Source organism: Terrimonas ginsenosidimutans (genome assembly GCF_022012415.1).
GTDB classification, from domain to species: domain Bacteria; phylum Bacteroidota; class Bacteroidia; order Chitinophagales; family Chitinophagaceae; genus Terrimonas_A; species Terrimonas_A ginsenosidimutans.
In genome coordinates this window covers 228,002-248,949 of record NZ_JAKLTR010000001.1, presented here as the reverse complement: position 1 = coordinate 248,949, position 20,948 = coordinate 228,002, and the positions used below count along the sequence as shown (strand labels likewise).

The following is a 20,948-nucleotide window of genomic DNA, read 5'->3' as shown; positions in this document are numbered from 1 at the left end:
GCATTGCCCTGGCAGGCAGGCGCAGTGAAATCTGACTAGCTGATTGAACGTGTTGAAATGTGAATGATCCGGGGTGATCCTGGTGCCTTCTGCCGGACTGTTGGGGTTTACAGAAGTGCAAACGGAAATGGCGGGCTCGGTGGCCGGCTCTATTAAAAGAAGGGAAGCGGAAGAAGGAGGGGCCTTATAAAGCCCATTCTCTCGGCGTCTTCCCAAACTTCTTCTTGAACGCATGTGAAAAATGCGATAGGCTTTCAAAGCCCAGTTCCAGGTAAATAGCGGAAGGTTTCAACTGCTTCTGTTCGATCAGTTGCTTTGCTTCTGTCAGTCTTTTTTCCTGCAGCCATTGCCGGGGAGATGTACTGAACGTTTTTTGAAAATCACGTTTGAACGCTGCCAGGCTGCGGCCTGTCAGTTGCGCAAACTTTTCAATGGTTATATTGAAATGGTAATTCGTGATCATGAACTTCTCCAGGTCTATCTTATGTGGCTCGGAGAAATCAAACAGGAAGTCTTTTAATGAAGGCATTGCATGCAGCAGCAATTGCACGGCTTCTTTTACTTTGAGGATGCCGAGTGTATCGGAAAGCTGATGTTGCTCGGGGTGACGGGCATACGGCATGATGGATTGGAAAAAGCCCTGGAGGAAATCATTCGCCGGGAGGACGATCGCAGAAGGTCCGCTGTATCTTGTCGAAGCAGTGATCTGCTCCTCCAGCGCGATCTGTCGCAGCAGGTCTTCCTTTAAACGAATGACCATGGTTTGATAATCTTCTCCGGGTAGCGGTTGCTTGGTCAGTTCAGCAAGTTGGTTCTTACGGATAAGCAGGAGCTCTCCACGTTTTGTCGTCACTTTGTGATGGGCGGCCTCAAACTTCATTTCACCGGAGACCTGTAACACAAGCGCGCTGTCTCCAAAAAAACCGACCTTCTCCTTTCTCGCGGCAGAGAGATAGGAGAAGAAGAGAAGGCCGGGGACTATTTCTGTTGGGTTTTGCATGAAGCGATGTTCTATGTTAGATGGAGCGTGTCAATATTCAGCATAGCTACTGTATCTTAAATCATCCGCCATCAAAGTTACGAAGGAACGCGCTTAGCGAGGTTAGCGCTGCAGATAGGTACCGCCAAGCATACTCCCCGGAGAAAAATGCGTGTTCAGTATCTGCATTTCCGTTTCGGTGAACTGGATCTGCATGGCAGAAAGGTTCTCCGACAAACGGGATCTTCGCGCCATGCTTACGAGCGGCATGATGTGTTCTCCCTGATGATTCACCCAGGCGATCGCAAGCTGTGTTGGCGTAAAGCCTTTCTCTTTTGCCATCGACTTTAATACTTCAACTTTTTCCAGGTTTTTCACGAGGTTCTCGCCCTGGAAACGGGGGAAATGAAGCTGGTAGCTTCCGGCGGGAAGCGGCGCTTTCATATCCCCGGAGAGCAGCCCTTCTGCTGTATTTGCAAAGGCGACAACACCAATACCGAGCTCTTTGGCGGTGGGTAGAAGATCGCTTTCGATTTGTCTCTCAGCCAGTGAATACCCGATCTCCAGTGCTGTTACGGGGTGAACGCTGTGCGCTTTGCGCAGTTGCTCTGCTGTGATCTCTGATACACCGAGATGACGGACCTTTCCTTCTTTGATCAGATCGGCTACGGTTCCGATGATATCTTCGATGGGCACGCTGTTATCCATGCGGCACGGTTGATAGAGATCGATGTAGTCAACGCCCAGACGTACCAGCGAATAGTTAATGAAGTTTTTGATGGCTACAGGGCGAAGGTCAAGGCCAATCCAGGCGCCGTTATAGAAGATGGCTCCAAATTTTACGCTGATGAAAGCCTGGTCGCGACGGTCTTTTACTGCCTTCCCAACAAGAAGTTCGTTGTGCCCCGCGCCATAAAAATCACCTGTATTCAGGAAATTGATGCCATTATCCAGTGCAGCGTGAATGGTAGCGATGCTTTCAGTTGTGTCCGGAAAGGTTTTGCCCCAGGTGGGAGACATGCGCATGCAGCCGAGGCCGAGTTTGGAAACGAGTGGGCCATTGGCGCCGAGAGGTATTTTCTTTACTTGTGTCATTGTTGTTGATTGAAGACACAAAGTTGGTGGAAGATCAGAGGTGGGACATGTCGTAGCCGGCTCAAATTAGTTGTCTGTGTGGCTCATCGAATTTGACTGTTTGCATGAGAAAATATACGCAAAAGGCATATTCAACTATTTGCGCGGTCGGCTCTTGCCGAGGGAAAAACATGTTTTTCCGGGTAAAAAACACGAGCGGATATCATGTTCAATTGCGCTATACAGGCGAGATTTGAATGACAAAACCTATCCTTCACCATTATAATTTTAATAAAATGACAACGGGAGAAATTGTTATATATCAATCTGAAGAAGGCAATATCCGAATTGATGTTCAATTGGAGAATGAAACAGTTTGGCTCACTCAGGATCAAATGGCTCAACTATTTAACAAAGCCAAATCCACTATTAATGAACACATTAAGAATATTTATATAGAGCAGGAACTGGTTGAAAGCGAAACGAAAAGGAAATCCGGAAATTCCGAATTTTCTGACAAACCGACGAACTACTACAACCTGGACGTAATTATTTCTGTAGGATACAGAGTCAAATCACCACAGGGCACACAATTCCGGATCTGGGCAAACAGGGTTCTGAAAAGTTTTCTGATCAATGGATTTATTATAAATCAGCAGAAGATGAAGGAGGAGCATGATCGTCTTGCAGAACTCCAGCAAACGGTCCGGTTGCTCACGGATATCGCAATGAGAAAAGATCTCAACTCTGAGGAGGCGACAGGCGTTCTGAAAATTCTAAGTGATTATTCATACGCGCTTGATGTACTCGATCAATATGATCATCAAAATCTTGAGATCAGGGGAATCACCAAAGAGGACCTGTTTCAAATAAACTATAGCGAAGCGATGTCTGCCATTCACAGTTTGCGTGACAAATTCGGCGGCAGTTCTCTTTTCGGCAACGAAAAAGATGATTCTTTTCAGGGTTCCCTGGCGGCCATCTATCAAACTTTTGATGGCCAGTTCCTTTACCCAAGTGTTGAGGAAAAGGCTGCCAACCTTTTGTATTTCGTGGTTAAAAATCATTCCTTCAGTGACGGCAACAAGCGTATTGCCGCATTCCTCTTTGTGTGGTTTTTAGAGAAGAATGGATTGCTGTATAAGGCGGCCGGTGTACGCCGGATCGCAGATAATGCACTGGTCGCACTAACATTAATGATTGCCGAGAGCAAGCCAGACGAAAAAGAGATGATGGTAAAGGTGGTGGTCAACCTGATCAACCGGAATAATTAATGGAACTAATCAGTGTCTTTTCCTCAATAACACGTGGATGAATACGTCATTATTTATTGACGCACATTAACGATGGATTCGTCTTACGCTGCACTTTCTTGCCGTTCTTCCCAGCTTACCGGTTTGATCTTTACCGGTAAGCCGGGAAGAATGCAGGAAATAAAAGGCGTTGAACTAAACAACACCGCAGTGAATATGGCTACTGTAAATAAGTCTTGAACCAGTTAAGAACCTCTGTTCCATCCGGCATAGGAAAATGACTTTGCTTATGTCTGACCACCAGTTTTGCAGGCACATCATTTTCCTTTAATTTTTTATTCATCGCAATAGCATGCCGTGCTGGTATCACCGGATCATCATCTGAGTAATAGATCAGCATTGGCGCATCGCCTTTATTGATATGGTTAACCGGTGAGGCTGCAAGATATTTGTCGCCAAGTTCTTTATTCGTAGGCGGCCCGCCAATATAACCGTCCAGCACCGCCATCATAAAATCGCGGTCAAGTACACTGTCTTCTGCTTTGTTTACATCCATAAGGTCAAACGGACCAGCGAGTGTAACAACAGCCTGTACTTTTGAACTGACGTTGTCTACAGGGTTTTTGCTTTCCCGTGAAGGCTCGTCCGCTGTGCCAAGGATTGCCACCAGGTTGGCACCAGATGAATGACCAATGGCACCAATATGATCCGGGTCGATCTTATATTCTTTTGCATGAAAACGGATAAACCGAACAGCGCGCTGGCAATCTGCAATGATGTCCGTTGATTTGAACAGCGGGGCAAATCGGTGATTGATCACAAACACCGTATAGCCTTGTTTTACCAGTGCTGGTACATATTGAGCCGCGTACATGGTATCTGTAAAAAACTCGGCTTTCAATTCTTTCTGGTTAAAGTCTGTTGGATAACCAAAACCCCAGGCACTTCCCTGGATGAAGATGATGGCTTTGCCGTTCGGTTTAGCCGGCTGATGAACATCCAGCAGCAATGCGAGATTGGATACCATGCCGTAGGTGACATTTTTGGTGGTACGGAAACTGCCTGACTGGCTACTCGCATTCTCCCAAAAGAAGAGGACCAGTAAAAGCGGAATAATCGATTTGACGTTCATATTTAAGGTTTAAGGGATTCGCCGGTGGTAAGAAAAAGACCAGGGAGCACTCCCGGCAATTTAAAATAAGGATTATCTGAAGATTAAAAAGGAGGTAAATGCTGAATATGTGATAATAATCCAATGAACATGCGGGTTGCCTGCCAGACGTACCAGCCCTTTGAATATTTGATCTAAGCTGAGATCCTGTATCCGACGCTTCATTAGATTGTACCAAGAAACCAATCAAGACCGGTTATCTTCTCATATTCCTTTGGCAATTTCCTCATCTTTTCTTCCCGTAATAGAAGCTTCCCGGATTTAAAGATCTTTCTCAAATATTGATCTTTATGTGTTTTGTCCGGAATGATCTTCTCAACCAGATTAGCAGTTGGTCCAACCCATATGTATTTATACAGATCAGTTTCGCCCGGGTGACCATACCCAACACCTCTAACTGCTTTTTCGACGGGAGAAAAGCTTGGGCTTAAAAAATATTGCGCATCCTGGAATGAGCCGTCAGATGGATTGTATACATATACGTCGTAAGTATGACGCATGCAGCACCCAGTTACCCCATACCAGCAAAGCGATAGATCTTTAAAGCCATCCCCATTGATATCCCCAATAGAATCCGCAGGCGATTCCAGGTCCCAGTGTATTGAGCTTAAAACATGAGCCGGCTTTTTTTCATCGAGCCTGTAAACATTATGGATTGTATTTCCGACTGTACCGTTATAGCGAATACGCACATGCATGTGCCTGAATTTTGAAGAAAAGAAACGGCCAACGGAAAGATGCAATTGTAAAACAGTCGAACTATCATAAACGAAGAATAAACTATCAGTATATGCTTCCTGATTATTTTGCTGTGCGAGTTGGAGAGCTGCATTCAGCGCACTGTCAATGCGAAGACTGTCTTTGGCAAGAGCGATGCTATCATTTGCCGCTTGAGCTATCTTTTCTGAACTGGGGATCTTGACGGATGTAAATTCTTTTTCTTTTTCCGAAGATAGCCGGCATGATCCTGACAAAAAGAGCATAGCTATTAGCAGAATAATGTTTTGTGCAGGCATATAATGACGTTAGGTAAAGATAAGTAAACGTATATAGCTGATCAGCCAGGAGGCTTCCGAAAATATCCGGCACTATTTCGCAAAGGAACACGACCATGGTCGCTCACTCCCTCGCGTACGAGAGTATCTGGATCTTGCTTCCTGATGGAGGCCTTTATTTTGAGAGTGTTGATGAATATGTTGTTTGATGAAAACCTGATGAATGATAGATAGATCATTTTATTTAAGATCCCATCCGGCGATAACCAGGGTTCATTTGTTCAGAGACGGGTAGTCTATTGTTCAATCATCATACACCTTCCCTGATGAAAAATTTCCCGTTTCTGTTCCTTCTTCTCACAGATGAGGCCGCCTTTCTACATCACCCGTGATCGAACTTTTACGACCCTATTAAGGTCATTTGCAAATGATATTGCATGTCCTTGCTCGATTTAATCAGACAGATAAACGACAGCATAGTATCCTTCGTTCCCTAAAATTTTCAAAGCATACCCGCCCGCATTCACATTGCAGTTTTAACGCAGATGATCCGCATCAGGCAACCTCAATTAATACGAATATATTTCCTGATGATTTCGATCAGGTAGGCGTCATCTTTCTTTATTACGCGAACTTCTGCAGATACCCGTGTCGTATCGTTTGTAAGCCACTGGATATAGATGTGCTATCGTCTCTTCAAATCTGGCAATGATCTGCAAGCTCGCCGATCACCGTATTTCCTGCAGTCGCATCATTCGTAATAGTAACACCCGGATAAGGACGCGATCCGTGCAAATACTTAGAGTATATATATAGATGCAGGCGGGATTAGTTTTTGCCGCGCATAGAGCATGTAAACGATCTTTACCCTGACTAAATCAAACCAAACAACCTTTGCCAAAGTATTCCTCCTCTTTGGATTCCTTCTGTTGAAACAGCTTCCGGTGATAGCGCAATTGCCATCTGCCAACTTCACCAGCGATCAGCAATCAGGATGCTCACCTGTTATTGTCAGGTTCCAGGACCTTTCGGGTGGCAGTCCGCAAAGCTGGTTATGGGATTTCGGTAATGGGAACACTTCAACTTTACAGAATCCGTCAGCAACCTATCTTTCTCCCGGTACCTATACTGTTACACTGACCGCCACGAATGCCAATGGCAGCAATACGTTGCGAAGAACAAGTTATATTACGGTATACAGTCCGCCTGTAGCGGACTTCAAGGCAGATACACTCACGGGATGTTTCCCGCTGCCTGTCCGCTTTACAGATCTGTCTTCTTCTCCCGGAGGCAACCGGATCGTTGCATGGCAATGGGATTTTGGAAACGGGGTTACATCCACACAGCAGAACCCGGTCACCAGCTATACGACAGCGGGAAGTTTTGCGGTGACGCTGAAAGTAACCGATGATAAAGGTTGTACAAAAGTGATCGGGCGCAATGCATACATCCGCGTTACGCAGGGTGTCTCGGCCTCGTTCTCAACTACACCCTCTGTATTCTGTACCGCATCGGCAAGCCTTCAATTCAATAATTCATCTACGGGCGCCGGTACGCTTTCTTACAGCTGGGATTTCGGAGACGGTACCACCTCAACACTTTCGGCGCCTGATCATACTTACACAGCAACGGGCATTTACAATGTGATACTTACTGTCAGCAGCCCGATCGGTTGCAGTGATACGGCGATGAGGCAGATACAGGTAGGTGGTTTTCAACCAGACTTCACTATCAGCAACGATGGTGCCTGCCCCGGCAAACCGGTGATCTTTGCCAATACGTCCAGGCCATTGCCGGCAAATGTGCGCTGGACCTTTGGCGATGGAGCCACCTCCACTCAACAAAACCCCACGCATGCTTATGCAGCACCGGGAACATATACGGTGTGGATGTATAATAACTATGGCGCCTGCCGCGACTCCATCAGCAAAACAGTAACGATCACTGAACCGCCGGTTGCAAAGTTTGGCGCAAATACAACAACCGGTTGCCTTCCTGGCCTGACCGTGAATTTCCAGGATAGCTCATCCGGTGCTTCATCCTGGCTTTGGAATTTTGGTGATGAAACGACTTCTTCAGAACAAAATCCTTCCCATACTTATAATGGATATGGAAACTACAACGTCACGCTGATCGTGATGAATGCGAATCAATGTGCAGATACTGTAGTGATGAACAATTATATCCGCTTGGGCAAACCTGAATTATCTATCCGGAATTTACCCGTCAGTGGCTGCGTGCCATATACACTTACTCCGCAGGCGGTGATCACGACAACTGATCCGGTAACAAGTGTGTTATGGGATTTTGGAGATGGCACCACTTCGTCAACGCAACAACCTACGCATACGTATACGCAACAGGGAACCTATACCGTAAAACTTTTTATTACCACGGCAAGCGGTTGTACGGACAGCCTCGTGATCGATGCAGCGGTGAGAGTGGGGACAAAACCCAAAGCTGATTTTGTTGCGGATCCGTTAGTAAGTTGCGCGTTTCAACCGATCCAATTCACTGATCTTTCATCCACTCCTGTTGATCAATGGATCTGGAGCTTCGGGGACGGCGGTGGGTCAACACAACAAAATCCATCCTATGCGTATTCATCCACCGGCACTTTCAATGTGCGGCTGATCGCGATCAACAACGGTTGCCCGGATACCATCGTTCGTAACAATTATATCCGCATCCTTCCGCCGATTGCGCGATTTAAACCGCAGCCAGATTGCAGTGACAGGCTTCGATTCACCTTTACCGATCAGTCAGTTCAACCTCAAACATGGCTCTGGGATTTTGGTGATGGAACTACATCGACCGAGCAAAACCCTTCGCATCGTTTTCCTGCATTGGGAACATATGTGGTTCGGCTCACTGTAACGAATGGCAATTGTACGCACTCGACCACACAGGTAGTGCGTCCAACACAACTGAAGCCTGAGTTCACTGCCAGTGCAACAACAACCTGTCATGGTGCGCCGGTGGTGTTCACACCGGTAGGTCTTCCCGCAGCACTTACGGCGTCGCTGACCTGGGACTTTGGCAATGGAGTACGGATCACTGCCGCGGGATCTTCCCCGGTGACGTACAGTTACCCTGCCGCCGGAAATTACAATGTGAAGCTGATCACAACGGATATCAATGGATGCCGCGACAGTATTACGCGAAGTTCGCTGATTCGCGTGAATGGCCCGCGCGCTGTGTTCACTGCGACGAATCGTTCGGGTTGCTCCGGTACCAATATCCTGTTCAATGATCAGTCAACCACAGATGGACAACACGCCATCGTCAGCTGGCGCTGGGATTTTGGTGATGGCACAACCCAAACATTTACTGCGCCACCATTCCAGCACACATATAACACCACCGGCAACTTTACCGTAAGACTTACCGTTACGGATGCATCCGGATGCAGCCACACAACTATTCAACCTAATTATATCCTGATCACTGATCCGGTGCCGCGTTTTGCCAGTGTTGATACCTTGAGTTGCCCAGGCGGAACAGTGCGGTTTGTTAATACATCCACATCGCCGACAGCATCGTTCATCTGGGACTTTGGCGATGGCACTACCTCCACCGCATTTTCGCCGACTCATCGTTATGCAGATACAGGATCGTATACGGTTAAACTCTTTATGACGGACAATGCCCGTTGTATGGATTCTATTGTCAAACCTGATTATATCCGCGTGGTAAGGCCGAAGGCAAGCTTTACCGTGAATGATTCAGCAAGCACCTGTACGCCGTTGGAAGTGCAGTTCACCAATACCTCCACCTACTTCAGTTCTGTATTATGGAATTTTGGTCCGGGTGAAGGCGTATCGGCATTACCCAATCCTGCCCACTTTTATTCAAAGCCTGGCACCTATCGCGTGAAGCTGACGATCACCAGTCCGGGTGGTTGTGTTGATTCGGCTTTCACCAACGTCACCGTGTTTGAGACGATTGGCATGAAGATCGATTATGCACCGCTCCAGGGTTGCAATCCATTAGTCGTAAATCTTACCGCTACCGCGCCAACTTCTGTTCAGTCTTATTTCTGGGATTTTGGTGATGGTTATACGCAGACTGGTTCAGACAGTATCTCGCATACCTATACATCGTTCGGTAACTTCCTTCCCACGGTGATCATGCTTGACCCTCCTGGCTGTGCGATACCGGTGAAAGGCTTTGATACGATCCGCATCCGTGGTGCGAATGTGAACTTCGGCCTGTCAGACTCGCTCATCTGTGATAACGGACCGGTCTGGTTTACGGACTCAACAAAAGCGAGTGATCCGATCATCAATTATGCCTGGACCTTCGGAGATGGCACCACGTCATCCCTGCAACATCCTTCGCATAACTATACCCGGCCTGGAACTTATGTGGTAACGCTGACTGTCCGAACGCAAAGCGGTTGTATCAATAGTAAGAGCACTACGGTGCGCGTGGTAGAAAGCCCGCGCGTCAGTATCTCCGGCAGAACGCGAGTATGCGTGGGCGAACCGCTCCGTCATTCGGGCGTGATCCAGCGGACCGGTGCCGCACCGCTTACGTGGCAATGGATCTTCCCGAATGGGAACAGTTCCACGCAACAGAACCCGCCAGATCAAACTTATCAAACGCCGGGTGAGAAGATCGTGATGGTGATTGCGCGGAACAGCAATGGTTGTACGGATACAGCGCGGCAGATCATCCAGGTGATCGCGTTGCCGACATCAGACATACCTTCTCCGATCGTACTGCTTTCCGGCGGATCAGATACGATCCGCGCTACGTACTCGGAAGACGTGAACCGATGGTCATGGACGCCATCGAACAGCCTGAGTTGCGCGAATTGCCCGCAGCCCATTGCGAAACCAAGAACTACGACCATATACGAGGTCAGCTTCCGCAATGCAGATAACTGCCGCAACAGGGATACGGTGGAAGTGATCGTCCGTTGCGCAGAAGGAAATTTCTTTATACCCAATACTTTTTCGCCGAACGGCGATGGGAATAATGATCGCTTCTACCCGAGAGGAAAGGGATTGTATTCAGTGCGTGCATTGCGGGTGTTTAACCGGTGGGGCGAAGTGGTCTTCGAACGGCAGAATTTTCAGGCGAATGATGCGGGTGTCGGATGGGATGGCACCTATAAAGGAAGAGCGGCGCAGCCTGATGTGTACATCTATCAGCTGGAGTTCATCTGCGAAAACGGCGAAGTGATCAAACTCAGCGGCGATATTGCCCTGCTACTGTAAAATGAAAGTATATGAAGCGGATCTACATAAAAACTGCGATCATAACATTCAGCTTATTGCAGCTGCTATCCGGAACCGGCACCGCGCAGGATCCTCATTTCTCACAATTCTTTGAGTCGCCGCTTTACCGCAATCCGGCGCTATCCGGGATCTTCACCGGTGATGTACGCGTGCAGGCGGTGTTCCGTGATCAATGGAACAATGTTGCCAATGCGTATAAAACGGGTTCGCTGAATGCAGAGTATAAACAGCCGGTTGGTCCTTCAGATGATTTTCTCACTCTCGGCATGCTGGCGTTGTATGATCGCGCGGGAACCATCGGCTGGACGACGGTGCAGATGCTGCCTGCCCTCACGTATCATAAATCATTAAGCGCCGATTTTAACCGGTATCTCTCTGTCGGCTTTATGGGTGGATGGGTACAGAAGCGTTTCGATCGTTCCAAGATGACCACTAACAGCAACTATGACGGGGTGGGTGATGGAGAGCCGTTGACCAATACCAGTTATTCTTATCTCGATGGATCAGTTGGTATCAGCTATAATGCTACCATCAAAGACAACCCGGAGGATAACTATTACCTGGGGATGGCGTATCATCATTTCACCAGACCGAATCAATCTTTTTATCGTGACCCTTCTGTTGAGTTAAATCCCAAATGGGTGTTCTCCGGCGGACTGCGATTTGGCGTGAGTGAATATGCATACCTCACCGTGCAGGCGGATCATTCCCGCCAGGGAAGTTTTACCGAAACGGTGGCGGGTGCGATGGTTGGATTGAAGCTGGGACCTGACCCCGTCAATCCGCCCTACGTGTTCCATGCGGGAGCATATCTGCGGTTGAATGATGCGTTGATACCGGTCATAAAGCTGGATTATTTTCCGTTCTCCTTTGCGCTGAGTTATGATGTGAACGTGTCCAGGTTGCGGACAAGTAGTTTGGGGCGGGGTGGCGTGGAGTTGTCTGTGTCATTTGTGAAGTCATTGGATCGGGAGAATGGAGCATTGAATGCGGTGAGATGTCCGAGGTTTTGAAGTGTTTGCTTCTTTCTCCGGTTGACAGGTTCCGCAGATTATAAGACATTGGTCAAGGTAGAACAAGGTAGCTAACTGTCTTGTCTGCCGCCCTGCGTATGGCCCTTTCTAAATCTCCGCCGAAGGGCTGATCGTTACCCAAATTTTTCGATGGGCTTCTGCTTCCTTCAGATAGGTTTGCCTGGCGTAGAAGTAACGCGGCGGGCGCGGCGATACGCGGCGGACGCAGCGAAACAGCCATGGAAAATCTTGTATTTTCGTCGCGCTCTCCGCGTATCGCCGCGTTACTTCTACGCCATTTAAATACTTATGGCTACACGGTAGCCCGAAGGGGAGACTTCGCACATTCGCCCCCCTAAGGAGGTGCTCTTAATAAAATTAAAACAAAGCAGCTCAATCGCTATCCATCACTAACTAAGGATTGATCACAAGTTTGACCTTTTCACCTCCATCATCATCAATCAGCTGAGCCAGGATCTGTCCGATCCTTTGCGGGTCTGCTCCTTTCCCGATCAAATTGAACAAGGGGAGGGTATAGATCCTGTCACCGGGAAGATACATGTCTGTTTTAAACGCAAAAGTTTCAAAGCCTCTCTTGCCATGCATTAACAGTGTATTGGGATTAGTTTTTGATTTTTCTATCGTAAGGCCCGTGATGTCTTTCAATGGTATGATAGAGAGGTAAGAACCTTTTTTGGTTTCGGATAAACCCACCATGTCAAGATTGTAATGGATGTACAGCTTATTGGCAGCAATGTCGATGGCCGTCAGCTCAAAATTGCTTGTTTTCCCATCGAGGGAGAGACGGATCTTTCTTCCTGTCTCCACTACTTCTGTTATAAACTCCAGCCTGTTTGCGCGGGCGAATACGAAGGCGTCGCTGATATCTTCCAGTTGTGTTTTGATATCATCAAACGAACTGCTGGATTCTTTGAGGTAATGAAGGTGGATCAATTTGAGCACAGAGTTGGCCGATGGCTTGCCCGCCGGGTCTCTGTAAAACGAGTTTTCATTATTCATGTCAAGCTTTAGCAGCCCGAGGCTGGATTCGGGATCGAGCTTCATGTCGGTAATTGCCTTGATATTTTCCGGCATGAAGTCATGCGAGACGGAAAGATTCTTTTTATCCCTGGTCTCGTATACGTAAGAGTATCGCAGACCATAGTCGGATGCTTCCAGCTTCAGCTCTTTCATCAGGTACCGGGTTTTGTTTTTGTCGTGGAAGTATAAATTGCCGATATTCTTTTTCAGCTCAGTATTCAGCGCGTCGATCATTTTAAGCAGCTCCGGGTGGATCCGTTGCATCGGTACTTCGAGTTTCTCCACTTCATATTTCGTTGAAGGATATCCTTTGTTTTGAAGACTGCCCGCTTTTTCATAAACGAAATACTTTGAATCGCTGCTGAATTCATCGATAAAAGCGAGTTTGCCTTCCTTTTCCAGCAGATCCATTTTAATGAGCATATCCGGTTCTTCGATCCTGTCCTGGTATTTGAAGCTTTGCTCCATGATCTTTCCTTTCCTGATATGAATGGTCTCCTCTTGCCCGGGCGTATATTCATAGACCAGGTCTTTTGAAGGTATGAATACCAGTCGCAGGCCGGCTAGTCCCTCCCGGAGCTCGGTCTTGCGCCCATTTTCGAGATAGTATTTCAACTCCCATTCATTGGCGGTGAGTAGTTTTTTTGTGTTGGAGGCGGATGATTGTGCGAAAGAAGGAATGGCAAACAGGATCGTTGCCAGTAAGATCAGGGTGATTTTATGCATGCGTGCGGCGATTTTTTAAGCTTTTGGGAGATATTGAATTTGCCGGACAACAGAAACCGGGCGGGTATTGAACGGGTATTTCGGCAACTTAGTGTGTGGAGGGAGCAGGGAAAGTTGCAGGCCTGGGCCGGAGGTGCCTGTTGGGCAAAGTAAGTAAGGGCTGGGGCAGATTGCTTCTAAAGCCGGGCGACCATCGCCGTACGGATCAATAAAGGACCATCCTGTATCAGACGGATCGGAATGGTCACGTATATGGGCGGGGTCGATTGAATTACAGGAGAGTTGGCAACAGCCGGTTCGGCTCTGACCATGCAGCCGCAAATTTTTAAGGGGATACCTTTCATGTACGAATGACAAGACCTGCAGGCATACGCGCTATGCCCGCTGTAGCAAAGTGGCTCAGCAGATCTTACGCGGCAAACGACTACTCCTCAAATCAAAAAGTCTACTTTTGCTAAAAATCTACCGATGCGCTTGTTATCCCGTCTTTGCCTGTTCATCTTGTTGTGGCTCTCTTCTTCCGCGAGCTTTGCCAAAGCACCCGCACGTTATTACTACCATTTGAAGATCTACCAGCTGCAATCCACCGCACAGCAGCAACGCGTGGAGAAATTTCTCGAAAGCGCTTATGTTCCCGCGCTTCATCGGGCCGGTATCAACAGTGTGGGCGTATTCAAAACGATGGAAACGGATTCGGTGAAGCGCATCTATGTACTGATCCCGTATAAAGAGTTGAAGCAGATCGATGCGATCGCAAAGACTCTGGAGAAAGATGACCAGTATCTCAGCTCCGGAAAGGATTACCTGCAAGCGGCACATAATGATCAGCCATATCAACGCATCGAAACCGTATTGCTGCAGGCATTCGAAGGAATGCCCATGCCATTTGTGCCGAAGTTGACAGGGCCGAAAGAGCAGCGCGTGTATGAGCTGCGCAGTTATGAATCCCCGACCGAAAAATATTTCGCCAACAAGGTGCAGATGTTCAATAAAGGCGAGATCGATATTTTCCACAGGCTTGGCTTCAATGCGGTGTTCTATGCAGAAGCGATTGCCGGCAGCCAGCAACCAAACCTGGTGTATATGACGAGCTTTACCAATAAAGCAAGCCGTGATGAACACTGGAAGATGTTTGGAGATGATGCGGCTTGGAAGAAATTATCGGCGATGCCGGAGTATCAGAACAATGTTTCGAAGATCCATATTTACTTTTTATATCCGGCCGGGTGTTCGGATTTTTGAGAGAGGGTACGGCTGGCATGAGCGGCGTTACCGGTGGGCGCGATAATAATCCTGCGGAATAGTTGTTATTACGATCAGATTCACGGCCTTTACTCCCGTAGTGTATTGAGTACTTCCTTTGACTCGATGATCTCGTAGTTCACACGAGCCGTGTTGATGTGCAGGTCCGCGCTGACTATTTGCAATATTCACAAGTTTGCAACCGGGAAATCTGTTGAGATTACAACGCAGGATGGCGTGACGGCATCCTGCATTCTGTCAGATCAGGCTTCTTTATTATTTTCGAATGGCCGTATCAATCAGTGTAACAAAATCCGCACTGTAGTGCCGGAAATCAATTTGCTCTTCCTTCAAATAAACAGCATGCAGGCCGATGACTTCTTTCAATGTCTGCGCCCAGTTCTTATCATATGGTTGGAGGCGGTACACCATTTCTGCTGCACCAAGCATGTTGGCGACAAACCAGGCATATTCAATGCGTGAAGAATCCTGACGATGAGTCTCATAATATTGACTGTCATCACCATTCGCCAGTAATGGTTTCTGTATTGCTAACTGGAGATAGTCCTGCCAGTAACTATACGCCTGCGTTTCCTGTTGGGACGAGACACTTTTATTGTACGAGGTGACGGTGAATATGACGGAGATGATGCTGACAACCAATGCGAGTATTGCTACCCATTGATCGGTTCTTACAGGGGGAAAATTATTGTCGTCCGTGCCGGCCTGGCTACCTGAAACTCCTGGGCCTGCAGGCGAACCGGAATGGGGTGTAGCCGCCTGATCCAATTCAAATCCTTTTACCAGCCAGCAGGAGCCGAAGGCCAGCAATGCGATCACCTCGAGTGCAAATACAAGTTTGTTAATGGATAGATAATGGCCATAACTTTTCGATAGGACCATAGGCGCAAGGATCCCGATGCAAGCCCACATGATAATGCCACATCCCTTATAAAAAAGATTTCTGGCGGCTTGTCTTTTATTGTTTTTATCACCAGAATTTTTTTGAGGGAATTGACGGAAGGCCACATAACCGAGGATTATAAAAAAGGCAGCGGCAGATGAAAGATGGACGTCGGAAACCCAACTGTCATAGACAAAACCCTGTCGTGTGCAGGACTGATCCAGCTGATTGAAGGAGGTCGGGAAAAAAGCAACTGCGATCGCGAGAATACCGGCAATATTGGTCCACAGGTCCTCCCACTTTCCATTTCCCGGATAAATGATCAGGAAGAAGCTTACAGCGCATAATAACCCAACAAATATATTTCCCGCAATAGTATAGTAGTAATGACTGATCGATTCCTGGATGATGCCGCAGTCTGTCACGGTTGCCGTTACCAATGGTAGTAGCGCGCCAATGGATAAACCTAAAATGCCCACCCATTTGCGCATCATTTTAAATGACAAAAGCGCAAGTTTGCTTCTTGTTTCAGGCGTAACTGCCCGCTTGCGATCTATGCTTTGAATAGCCATAAGAATTGTTTAAATGTGTTTAGCGAAATGCGATCATCATATAATCAGTTGGAATAAAATTCAATACCGTTTAGTTAAGGATTTTTCCGAAAGTTCATTCGATGGCCGATGACCGTTGGCCGAAAATACATATACCTACTAGTGTCAATACCCTTTACCAATCAGTAGCAATAGCTTCCATCCAAATGCGGTCATCGGTCATCGGTCATCGGCCATCGAGTCATGGATCATCGCGTTATCAGTTCTCTGCCGGGATCAGTCGGAAACTCCTTTGGCCTGGTTTGGTTTGAAGAGGTCCTGCAGTTTTGCAAAGCTGAAACCCAAAAAGAAATAAAGCGGAGCGCTATCGGTCTTTCTGATCATGTGAAGGTTACAGCCCATTCCAAAGAATAGTTTATTTCGGAAAAGACCTAATTGAAATCCGGTGCCAATCTCTACATCTTTTGCGGTGCTGAAATCCAGGTAGGAGACATTTATGCCGAACGATGGTTGCAGGGCATTAAGCAGCCTGCTTTTCTTTTGTAGAGAGTAAGCGGTATCCTGACCATTGATATGCGGAGTGATTTTTACACCCCGGTCTTCTCCATAGTAGGTGAGCATCAGTACAGCGCCACCGGCACCTTTGAAGTTGGAGGGAGATACTGTTCCGCTTTGATCATGGCTTTCTCCAAGCCGCTCTACCATAGCAAATACGTCTGAGATCTCTACATTCCACCCGGTTTCACGTATATAATACTTTCCGATATTGACTCTGGGGGGTATTGTAGTGGTTGATCCGGGCTGGTTAAATTTCCACGTTACATAGAGGTGCATGACCTCGCCGGCTTTCGCACCACTTTTACCAAGATCAATGGTCGCGTATACTAATCTTTTATAGATGGTTTTCCCTGCTTCAATGCAGAGATCGCGTGTTAGCTCATCGTAATGCTCCCGGATTGTTTCAAAAATGATTCTATCGCGTTCCGGGCTTTGCGGGTTTGACACGGGCAGTGAATAAAATTCCAGTGCGCGTGATTTTTGTTTAACCGAATCTGAATCTGACTTTATATAGATGCGGCCGATCAGATCATTTAGCTTAGAGCCATCAATGTTAGACAGCTGAGTTAATTGTGCGGAAAGTTGACGGAGTAACCTGATATTCTCAAATATCTTTACGAACGCTGAGTCCGGCTGCCCGTTTACGTTGATCTTTTCGAGTGTATCTGCTCCCGTTTTAATGATATTGCTTAGCTGTGCATATGCTATTGTATCTGTATTGATCAGCGAAAAAAATGCTTTACGCGCGTCATTATTTTTAAGTGTGAATGAATTGAGATAGCTGGCAACAACACGGGTTAGGTTTTTCAGCAGACCTACATTTGTGATCAGTGTGTTTAGGGAAGCTTGGTTATCTGTTCTAAGTCTACGGGCATTTATATCATTGACCCTGTCCCGGAACGTTGTGTAAAAAGTCAACAAATTATTATACGTCTTTCGTGTTGGTACTTCCAAAAATGCATCGAAATCTGTTTTCATACTTCGAAACAGCGTGCTTAATTGCGGGTACTGAGGCATTTTATCTTCAATCGCGGCTTTCCAGTGTAATATGTAGGATAGAAGGTATTGATGGTCCTCCTGCTGGATAGGTTTATTCTTGTTTATTTCTGTAAGCGAGTCGATATATGTTTTGATCCCGGCAAATTCCCGGGGATCCAGGTATTTTTCAAAAAAAACTGCCGTATCATATAAATAACCTGAACCGGAAATGACCGAATTTATTTGCTTGATATCTTTCAATGCGAGGATCATGTTCAAAAACTTCCTGGCAATTTCCCCAGGCGGTTCCGATTCATAACCTATTTCCTGCCGTTGAAGGCCGACTTCAGAATATGGGCTCACCTCTATCTTGCGTAATCCATCTTTTCCCGTTATTTCTGCTTCAAGTGAAATATTCCCTTCGAACTCCTCGTTTTTGATGAGATTGCCCAGGTCAAAAGTGATTTTCAATTCTCCGTCCACATCCAGCTTCGAACGTTTCTGACTTGGTACATTTTTTCTCAGTTCCCAGTTCCAGATAGTATCGAACAACTCATGGGCCGGATTCTTTTTATACAAGACATTTACGTATTGCCGGGGGTCTATCTGAACCGGTTCATATGACGCGGGTGGGACTTTAGTTGTTTGAGAAAAGGAGGTGAGATGCGCAATCAGCATGCAAAGAAGAAACACTCTTTTCATATTCCTGGTTTTGGTTATGGAGAAAATTGATAAGTACAGTTGATCTACGGAGTACGGGATAACGGTAAGCCGCGAACTGCGACTTCGCCTGGTAGGTTTAATAGGTCGGTATTAAGTAGAAGTTAGCCGGAAATAAATATAGGCATGCCCGGCCAGGCTTCACCGGGTTAAAAGACGGTAATTGATCAGGTGTTTATAACGGTGGAGACCTCAATCGCTAATAAATCTTTCGATATAAGCCGGTTCCTTGCACAATCATGCACCAGTATTTTTGACAGCGTTTCAAACTGATCAGTCTTAGCGTTGAACGGAACAGTCACTTCAGTATTACGGATCAGTGATTGTTGGACGATGCGGGGCCGGCAAAGCTGAACTGTTTATTTGCGCTATGATCTCTCCCCAATGGATGGATATGATCTTACCCGTCGTTGTATTTCCGGAACGGAATAGCGGTGAGCCCATATAGATATTTGGAATTGAACTTCGCAACAGTGTTCCGGAATGTTTCCGCGGGTATGTGATGATATGCGGAGTCGATTGAAAATAGAACAAAAGGACCCCTCGCGGGGCCCCTTCATGCAATAAGTATTGCACGCTGATAATTGAAGATAGTATGTTTTACTACAGCACTAATTCAGCAGTGCTTGTATTACCGGGAATGTTTGTAGCCGTAACAACTACCCTGGTTCCTTCCAGTTGAGGAGAAATGCCAGTGGTTGTGTAATGCCAGAAGCCTTCAGCCGTTTTTACCGCTGCGCCAGATTCCACGGGCGTGCCTTGCGCCGTAAAAACGCTGACGTCCAGTGATCGTACACTTACATCGTCTTCTGCAAGGATGTCTATGCGGCCACCTGCTGCACCCGTGTAACTGGTATTGATGATCTCAACGATCTCGGGAGCAGTGAAATAATTCCCCAACGCTAAATTGTAGGGTGTTACGCCAGGCACAGCTTTCGCTTCGTAGAGCGCACGGCGCTCAGGAATTTCCATGCTCGCCTTCGCGTAATTCGATGCTTTTTTGAACCGCCGCCTGATCTCAAGCTGTCCTTCCGAAGCTGTTGCGGCCTTTTTGCGTCGTTTACCGATAATTGTTTTTCCGTGGCGCTGGCTGAACTGAACCAGGTCGCCAACTATGCCGCTGGTGTTATGCATAACGACATTGTATCTCGAAATTGCCATGTTGTTTGTGTTTTAAAAATTAAAGAATAAGGTTTAGCAAATGACCTGCGCAGGTAATGCCCGGATCAACAGTTCGCGACAGCGCTAGCTTCTGTTGCTTGTGTTGATACGTGCATTTGAATTTGCAATACAAACGTAGCACGAGTTTTTGCGAGCGAAAAATGAAACGGCGCTTTTTGCGCTTTTTGCGCTTTTGGCCGGTTTTGACGTTTTTGACAGGTCGATCAGTATTTCGGGCATTGCCATCAGATTCTGTGTTAACTACCAGGTTTAATAAGTTTTAGTGGTGTAGGGGTAACGCAGCGGACGCAACGAACCGCGGCGGCCGCAACGAAATACAATGTATTTTATGGCTGTTCTCGTTGCGATCGCCGCGGTTCGTTGCGTCCGCTGCGTTACCCTCCGCCAATGGGATATCAAGATTTCGCTTCGGACGCGAATGGGCACGAATGAACGCGAATGGACGCGAATGCGGCCTGACAGGTTTGAATGAGCATTTTGTTTGTAGATACGATTTGCAATTCGCGAATTGTGAATCGGGTAAGATGGCGTAATCGGCCAAATGATCTGGTTCACGGATAGTCACTGAGATAGTGTGTGCGCGTGTATTTATTTTTGTAGCAAACGAGCAAAATATCCCAACATGTTATTGCAATATTGTTCTGATCTGCATCTGGAATTTCGTGAGAATAAGCAATGGTTAGCGAGAAATCCGCTTCAACCTGTGGCGCCGGTGTTGATACTGGCCGGGGATATCATTCCTTTTTATGAACTCAGTAAGCACGGCGAATTCTTCGATCAGTTATCGGATAGTTTTGAAATCGTTTACTGGGTGCCGGGGAATCATGAGTATTATCATAGTGATATTGCGGAACGGTCCGGGTCGTTCTGTGAGAAGATCCGGGAAAATGTTTTACTGGTGAATAACCAGGCGATTTTGCATGATGGGGTTAAGCTGGTGTTTTCTACGTTATGGTCGAAGATCAGCGAGGCGAGGGAATGGCAGATCGAAAGAAGTCTGAATGATTTTCAGGTGATCAGAAATGGTGATCGTTTCTTTTCTGTGGAAGATGTAAACAGGTTGCATGCGGAGAGTATGGATTTTTTGAGCAGGGAGTTGGGTAAGGATGATGGAATGAAGACAGTGGTGGTGACGCATCATGCGCCGACGTTTTTACATTATCCGCCAAAGTATAAGGATAGTGAATTGAATGAAGGGTTTGCAACCGAGTTGTATGATTTTATTGAGGGATCGGGAGTGAAGGCGTAGGTGTATGGGCATATTCATTATAATACGGAGGACTTTATGATTGCGGAGACGTTGGTTACCACGAAT

14 protein-coding genes are annotated in these 20,948 nt (G+C 46.9%); 5 read left to right on the top strand and 9 right to left on the bottom strand.

The annotated features are described in order from the left end of the window. Positions 1–184: 184 nt before the first annotated feature. Together LZZ85_RS00995 and LZZ85_RS00990 are read right to left on the bottom strand one after the other, a co-directional pair. On the bottom strand, positions 185–1,000 hold the full coding sequence (locus tag LZZ85_RS00995; protein WP_237868054.1) for a helix-turn-helix domain-containing protein: 816 nt from the start codon (positions 998–1,000) through the stop codon (positions 185–187). Between the two features lie 102 nt (positions 1,001–1,102). After that, complete coding sequence (locus LZZ85_RS00990; RefSeq protein ID WP_237868053.1) at positions 1,103–2,074, bottom strand: aldo/keto reductase; 972 nt, start codon at positions 2,072–2,074, stop codon at positions 1,103–1,105. A gap of 236 nt (positions 2,075–2,310) precedes the next feature. On the opposite strand from LZZ85_RS00990, the gene LZZ85_RS00985 reads away from it, so the two are divergent. Further along, on the top strand, positions 2,311–3,327 hold the full coding sequence (locus LZZ85_RS00985) for a virulence RhuM family protein/type II toxin-antitoxin system death-on-curing family toxin (protein ID WP_237868052.1): 1,017 nt from the start codon (positions 2,311–2,313) through the stop codon (positions 3,325–3,327). 199 nt (positions 3,328–3,526) lie between these two features. On the opposite strand, the gene LZZ85_RS00980 is transcribed toward LZZ85_RS00985, so the two are convergent. Beyond that, complete coding sequence (locus tag LZZ85_RS00980) at positions 3,527–4,438, bottom strand: alpha/beta hydrolase (protein ID WP_237868051.1); 912 nt, start codon at positions 4,436–4,438, stop codon at positions 3,527–3,529. Positions 4,439–4,641: 203 nt separating this feature from the next. After that, positions 4,642–5,493: a hypothetical protein gene (locus LZZ85_RS00975; RefSeq protein ID WP_237868050.1), complete on the bottom strand. Its 852-nt coding sequence runs from the start codon at positions 5,491–5,493 to the stop codon at positions 4,642–4,644. A 923-nt stretch (positions 5,494–6,416) separates the two neighbouring features. Here LZZ85_RS00975 and LZZ85_RS28575 point away from each other — a divergent pair. After that, on the top strand, positions 6,417–10,697 hold the full coding sequence (locus LZZ85_RS28575) for a PKD domain-containing protein (RefSeq protein WP_349291729.1): 4,281 nt from the start codon (positions 6,417–6,419) through the stop codon (positions 10,695–10,697). 11 nt (positions 10,698–10,708) lie between these two features. Further along, a complete protein-coding gene (locus LZZ85_RS00955) occupies positions 10,709–11,731 on the top strand; it encodes a PorP/SprF family type IX secretion system membrane protein (protein ID WP_237868049.1) in 1,023 nt (340 codons plus the stop codon). Positions 11,732–12,145: 414 nt separating this feature from the next. Here the strand turns inward: LZZ85_RS00955 and LZZ85_RS00950 are convergent, their stop codons facing one another. Both LZZ85_RS00950 and LZZ85_RS28305 read right to left on the bottom strand, forming a co-directional pair. Then, positions 12,146–13,498, bottom strand: coding sequence for a hypothetical protein (locus tag LZZ85_RS00950; protein WP_237868048.1), 1,353 nt, complete (start codon positions 13,496–13,498; stop codon positions 12,146–12,148). A 176-nt stretch (positions 13,499–13,674) separates the two neighbouring features. Next, the gene (locus LZZ85_RS28305; protein ID WP_255723923.1) at positions 13,675–13,809 is read right to left on the bottom strand and encodes a hypothetical protein; all 135 of its coding nucleotides are present in this window, start codon (positions 13,807–13,809) and stop codon (positions 13,675–13,677) included. Positions 13,810–13,966: 157 nt separating this feature from the next. On the opposite strand from LZZ85_RS28305, the gene LZZ85_RS00945 reads away from it, so the two are divergent. After that, on the top strand, positions 13,967–14,740 hold the full coding sequence (locus tag LZZ85_RS00945; protein WP_237868047.1) for an NIPSNAP family protein: 774 nt from the start codon (positions 13,967–13,969) through the stop codon (positions 14,738–14,740). 276 nt (positions 14,741–15,016) lie between these two features. On the opposite strand, the gene LZZ85_RS00940 is transcribed toward LZZ85_RS00945, so the two are convergent. The 3 genes from LZZ85_RS00940 to LZZ85_RS00930 all read right to left on the bottom strand — a co-directional run bounded on the left by LZZ85_RS00940 (position 15,017) and on the right by LZZ85_RS00930 (position 19,612). Next, the gene (locus tag LZZ85_RS00940) at positions 15,017–16,216 is read right to left on the bottom strand and encodes a hypothetical protein (RefSeq protein ID WP_237868046.1); all 1,200 of its coding nucleotides are present in this window, start codon (positions 16,214–16,216) and stop codon (positions 15,017–15,019) included. A 255-nt stretch (positions 16,217–16,471) separates the two neighbouring features. After that, entirely contained in the window at positions 16,472–18,433 is a 1,962-nt protein-coding gene (locus tag LZZ85_RS00935) for a hypothetical protein (RefSeq protein ID WP_237868045.1), read from the bottom strand. A gap of 621 nt (positions 18,434–19,054) precedes the next feature. Continuing rightward, positions 19,055–19,612: a hypothetical protein gene (locus LZZ85_RS00930; protein WP_237868044.1), complete on the bottom strand. Its 558-nt coding sequence runs from the start codon at positions 19,610–19,612 to the stop codon at positions 19,055–19,057. 643 nt (positions 19,613–20,255) lie between these two features. On the opposite strand from LZZ85_RS00930, the gene LZZ85_RS00925 reads away from it, so the two are divergent. Then, positions 20,256–20,882, top strand: a complete 627-nt coding sequence (locus LZZ85_RS00925; protein ID WP_237868043.1) for a metallophosphoesterase — start codon at positions 20,256–20,258, stop codon at positions 20,880–20,882. The last annotated feature ends 66 nt before the right edge of the window (positions 20,883–20,948 follow it).

Bases quoted from the DNA above. Each gene is read 5' to 3' on its own strand.
- LZZ85_RS00990 (WP_237868053.1), bottom strand. From the start codon at position 2,074: ATGACACAAGTAAAGAAAATACCTCTCGGCGCCAATGGCCCACTCGTT.
- LZZ85_RS00940 (WP_237868046.1), bottom strand. From the start codon at position 16,216: ATGGCTATTCAAAGCATAGATCGCAAGCGGGCAGTTACGCCTGAAACA.
- LZZ85_RS00985 (WP_237868052.1), top strand. From the start codon at position 2,311: ATGACAAAACCTATCCTTCACCATTATAATTTTAATAAAATGACAACG.
- LZZ85_RS00980 (WP_237868051.1), bottom strand. From the start codon at position 4,438: ATGAACGTCAAATCGATTATTCCGCTTTTACTGGTCCTCTTCTTTTGG.
- LZZ85_RS00945 (WP_237868047.1), top strand. From the start codon at position 13,967: ATGCGCTTGTTATCCCGTCTTTGCCTGTTCATCTTGTTGTGGCTCTCT.
- LZZ85_RS00925 (WP_237868043.1), top strand. From the start codon at position 20,256: ATGTTATTGCAATATTGTTCTGATCTGCATCTGGAATTTCGTGAGAAT.
- LZZ85_RS00935 (WP_237868045.1), bottom strand. From the start codon at position 18,433: ATGAAAAGAGTGTTTCTTCTTTGCATGCTGATTGCGCATCTCACCTCC.
- LZZ85_RS00955 (WP_237868049.1), top strand. From the start codon at position 10,709: ATGAAGCGGATCTACATAAAAACTGCGATCATAACATTCAGCTTATTG.
- LZZ85_RS28305 (WP_255723923.1), bottom strand. From the start codon at position 13,809: ATGGTCAGAGCCGAACCGGCTGTTGCCAACTCTCCTGTAATTCAATCG.
- LZZ85_RS00950 (WP_237868048.1), bottom strand. From the start codon at position 13,498: ATGCATAAAATCACCCTGATCTTACTGGCAACGATCCTGTTTGCCATT.
- LZZ85_RS00995 (WP_237868054.1), bottom strand. From the start codon at position 1,000: ATGCAAAACCCAACAGAAATAGTCCCCGGCCTTCTCTTCTTCTCCTAT.
- LZZ85_RS00930 (WP_237868044.1), bottom strand. From the start codon at position 19,612: ATGGCAATTTCGAGATACAATGTCGTTATGCATAACACCAGCGGCATA.
- LZZ85_RS00975 (WP_237868050.1), bottom strand. From the start codon at position 5,493: ATGCCTGCACAAAACATTATTCTGCTAATAGCTATGCTCTTTTTGTCA.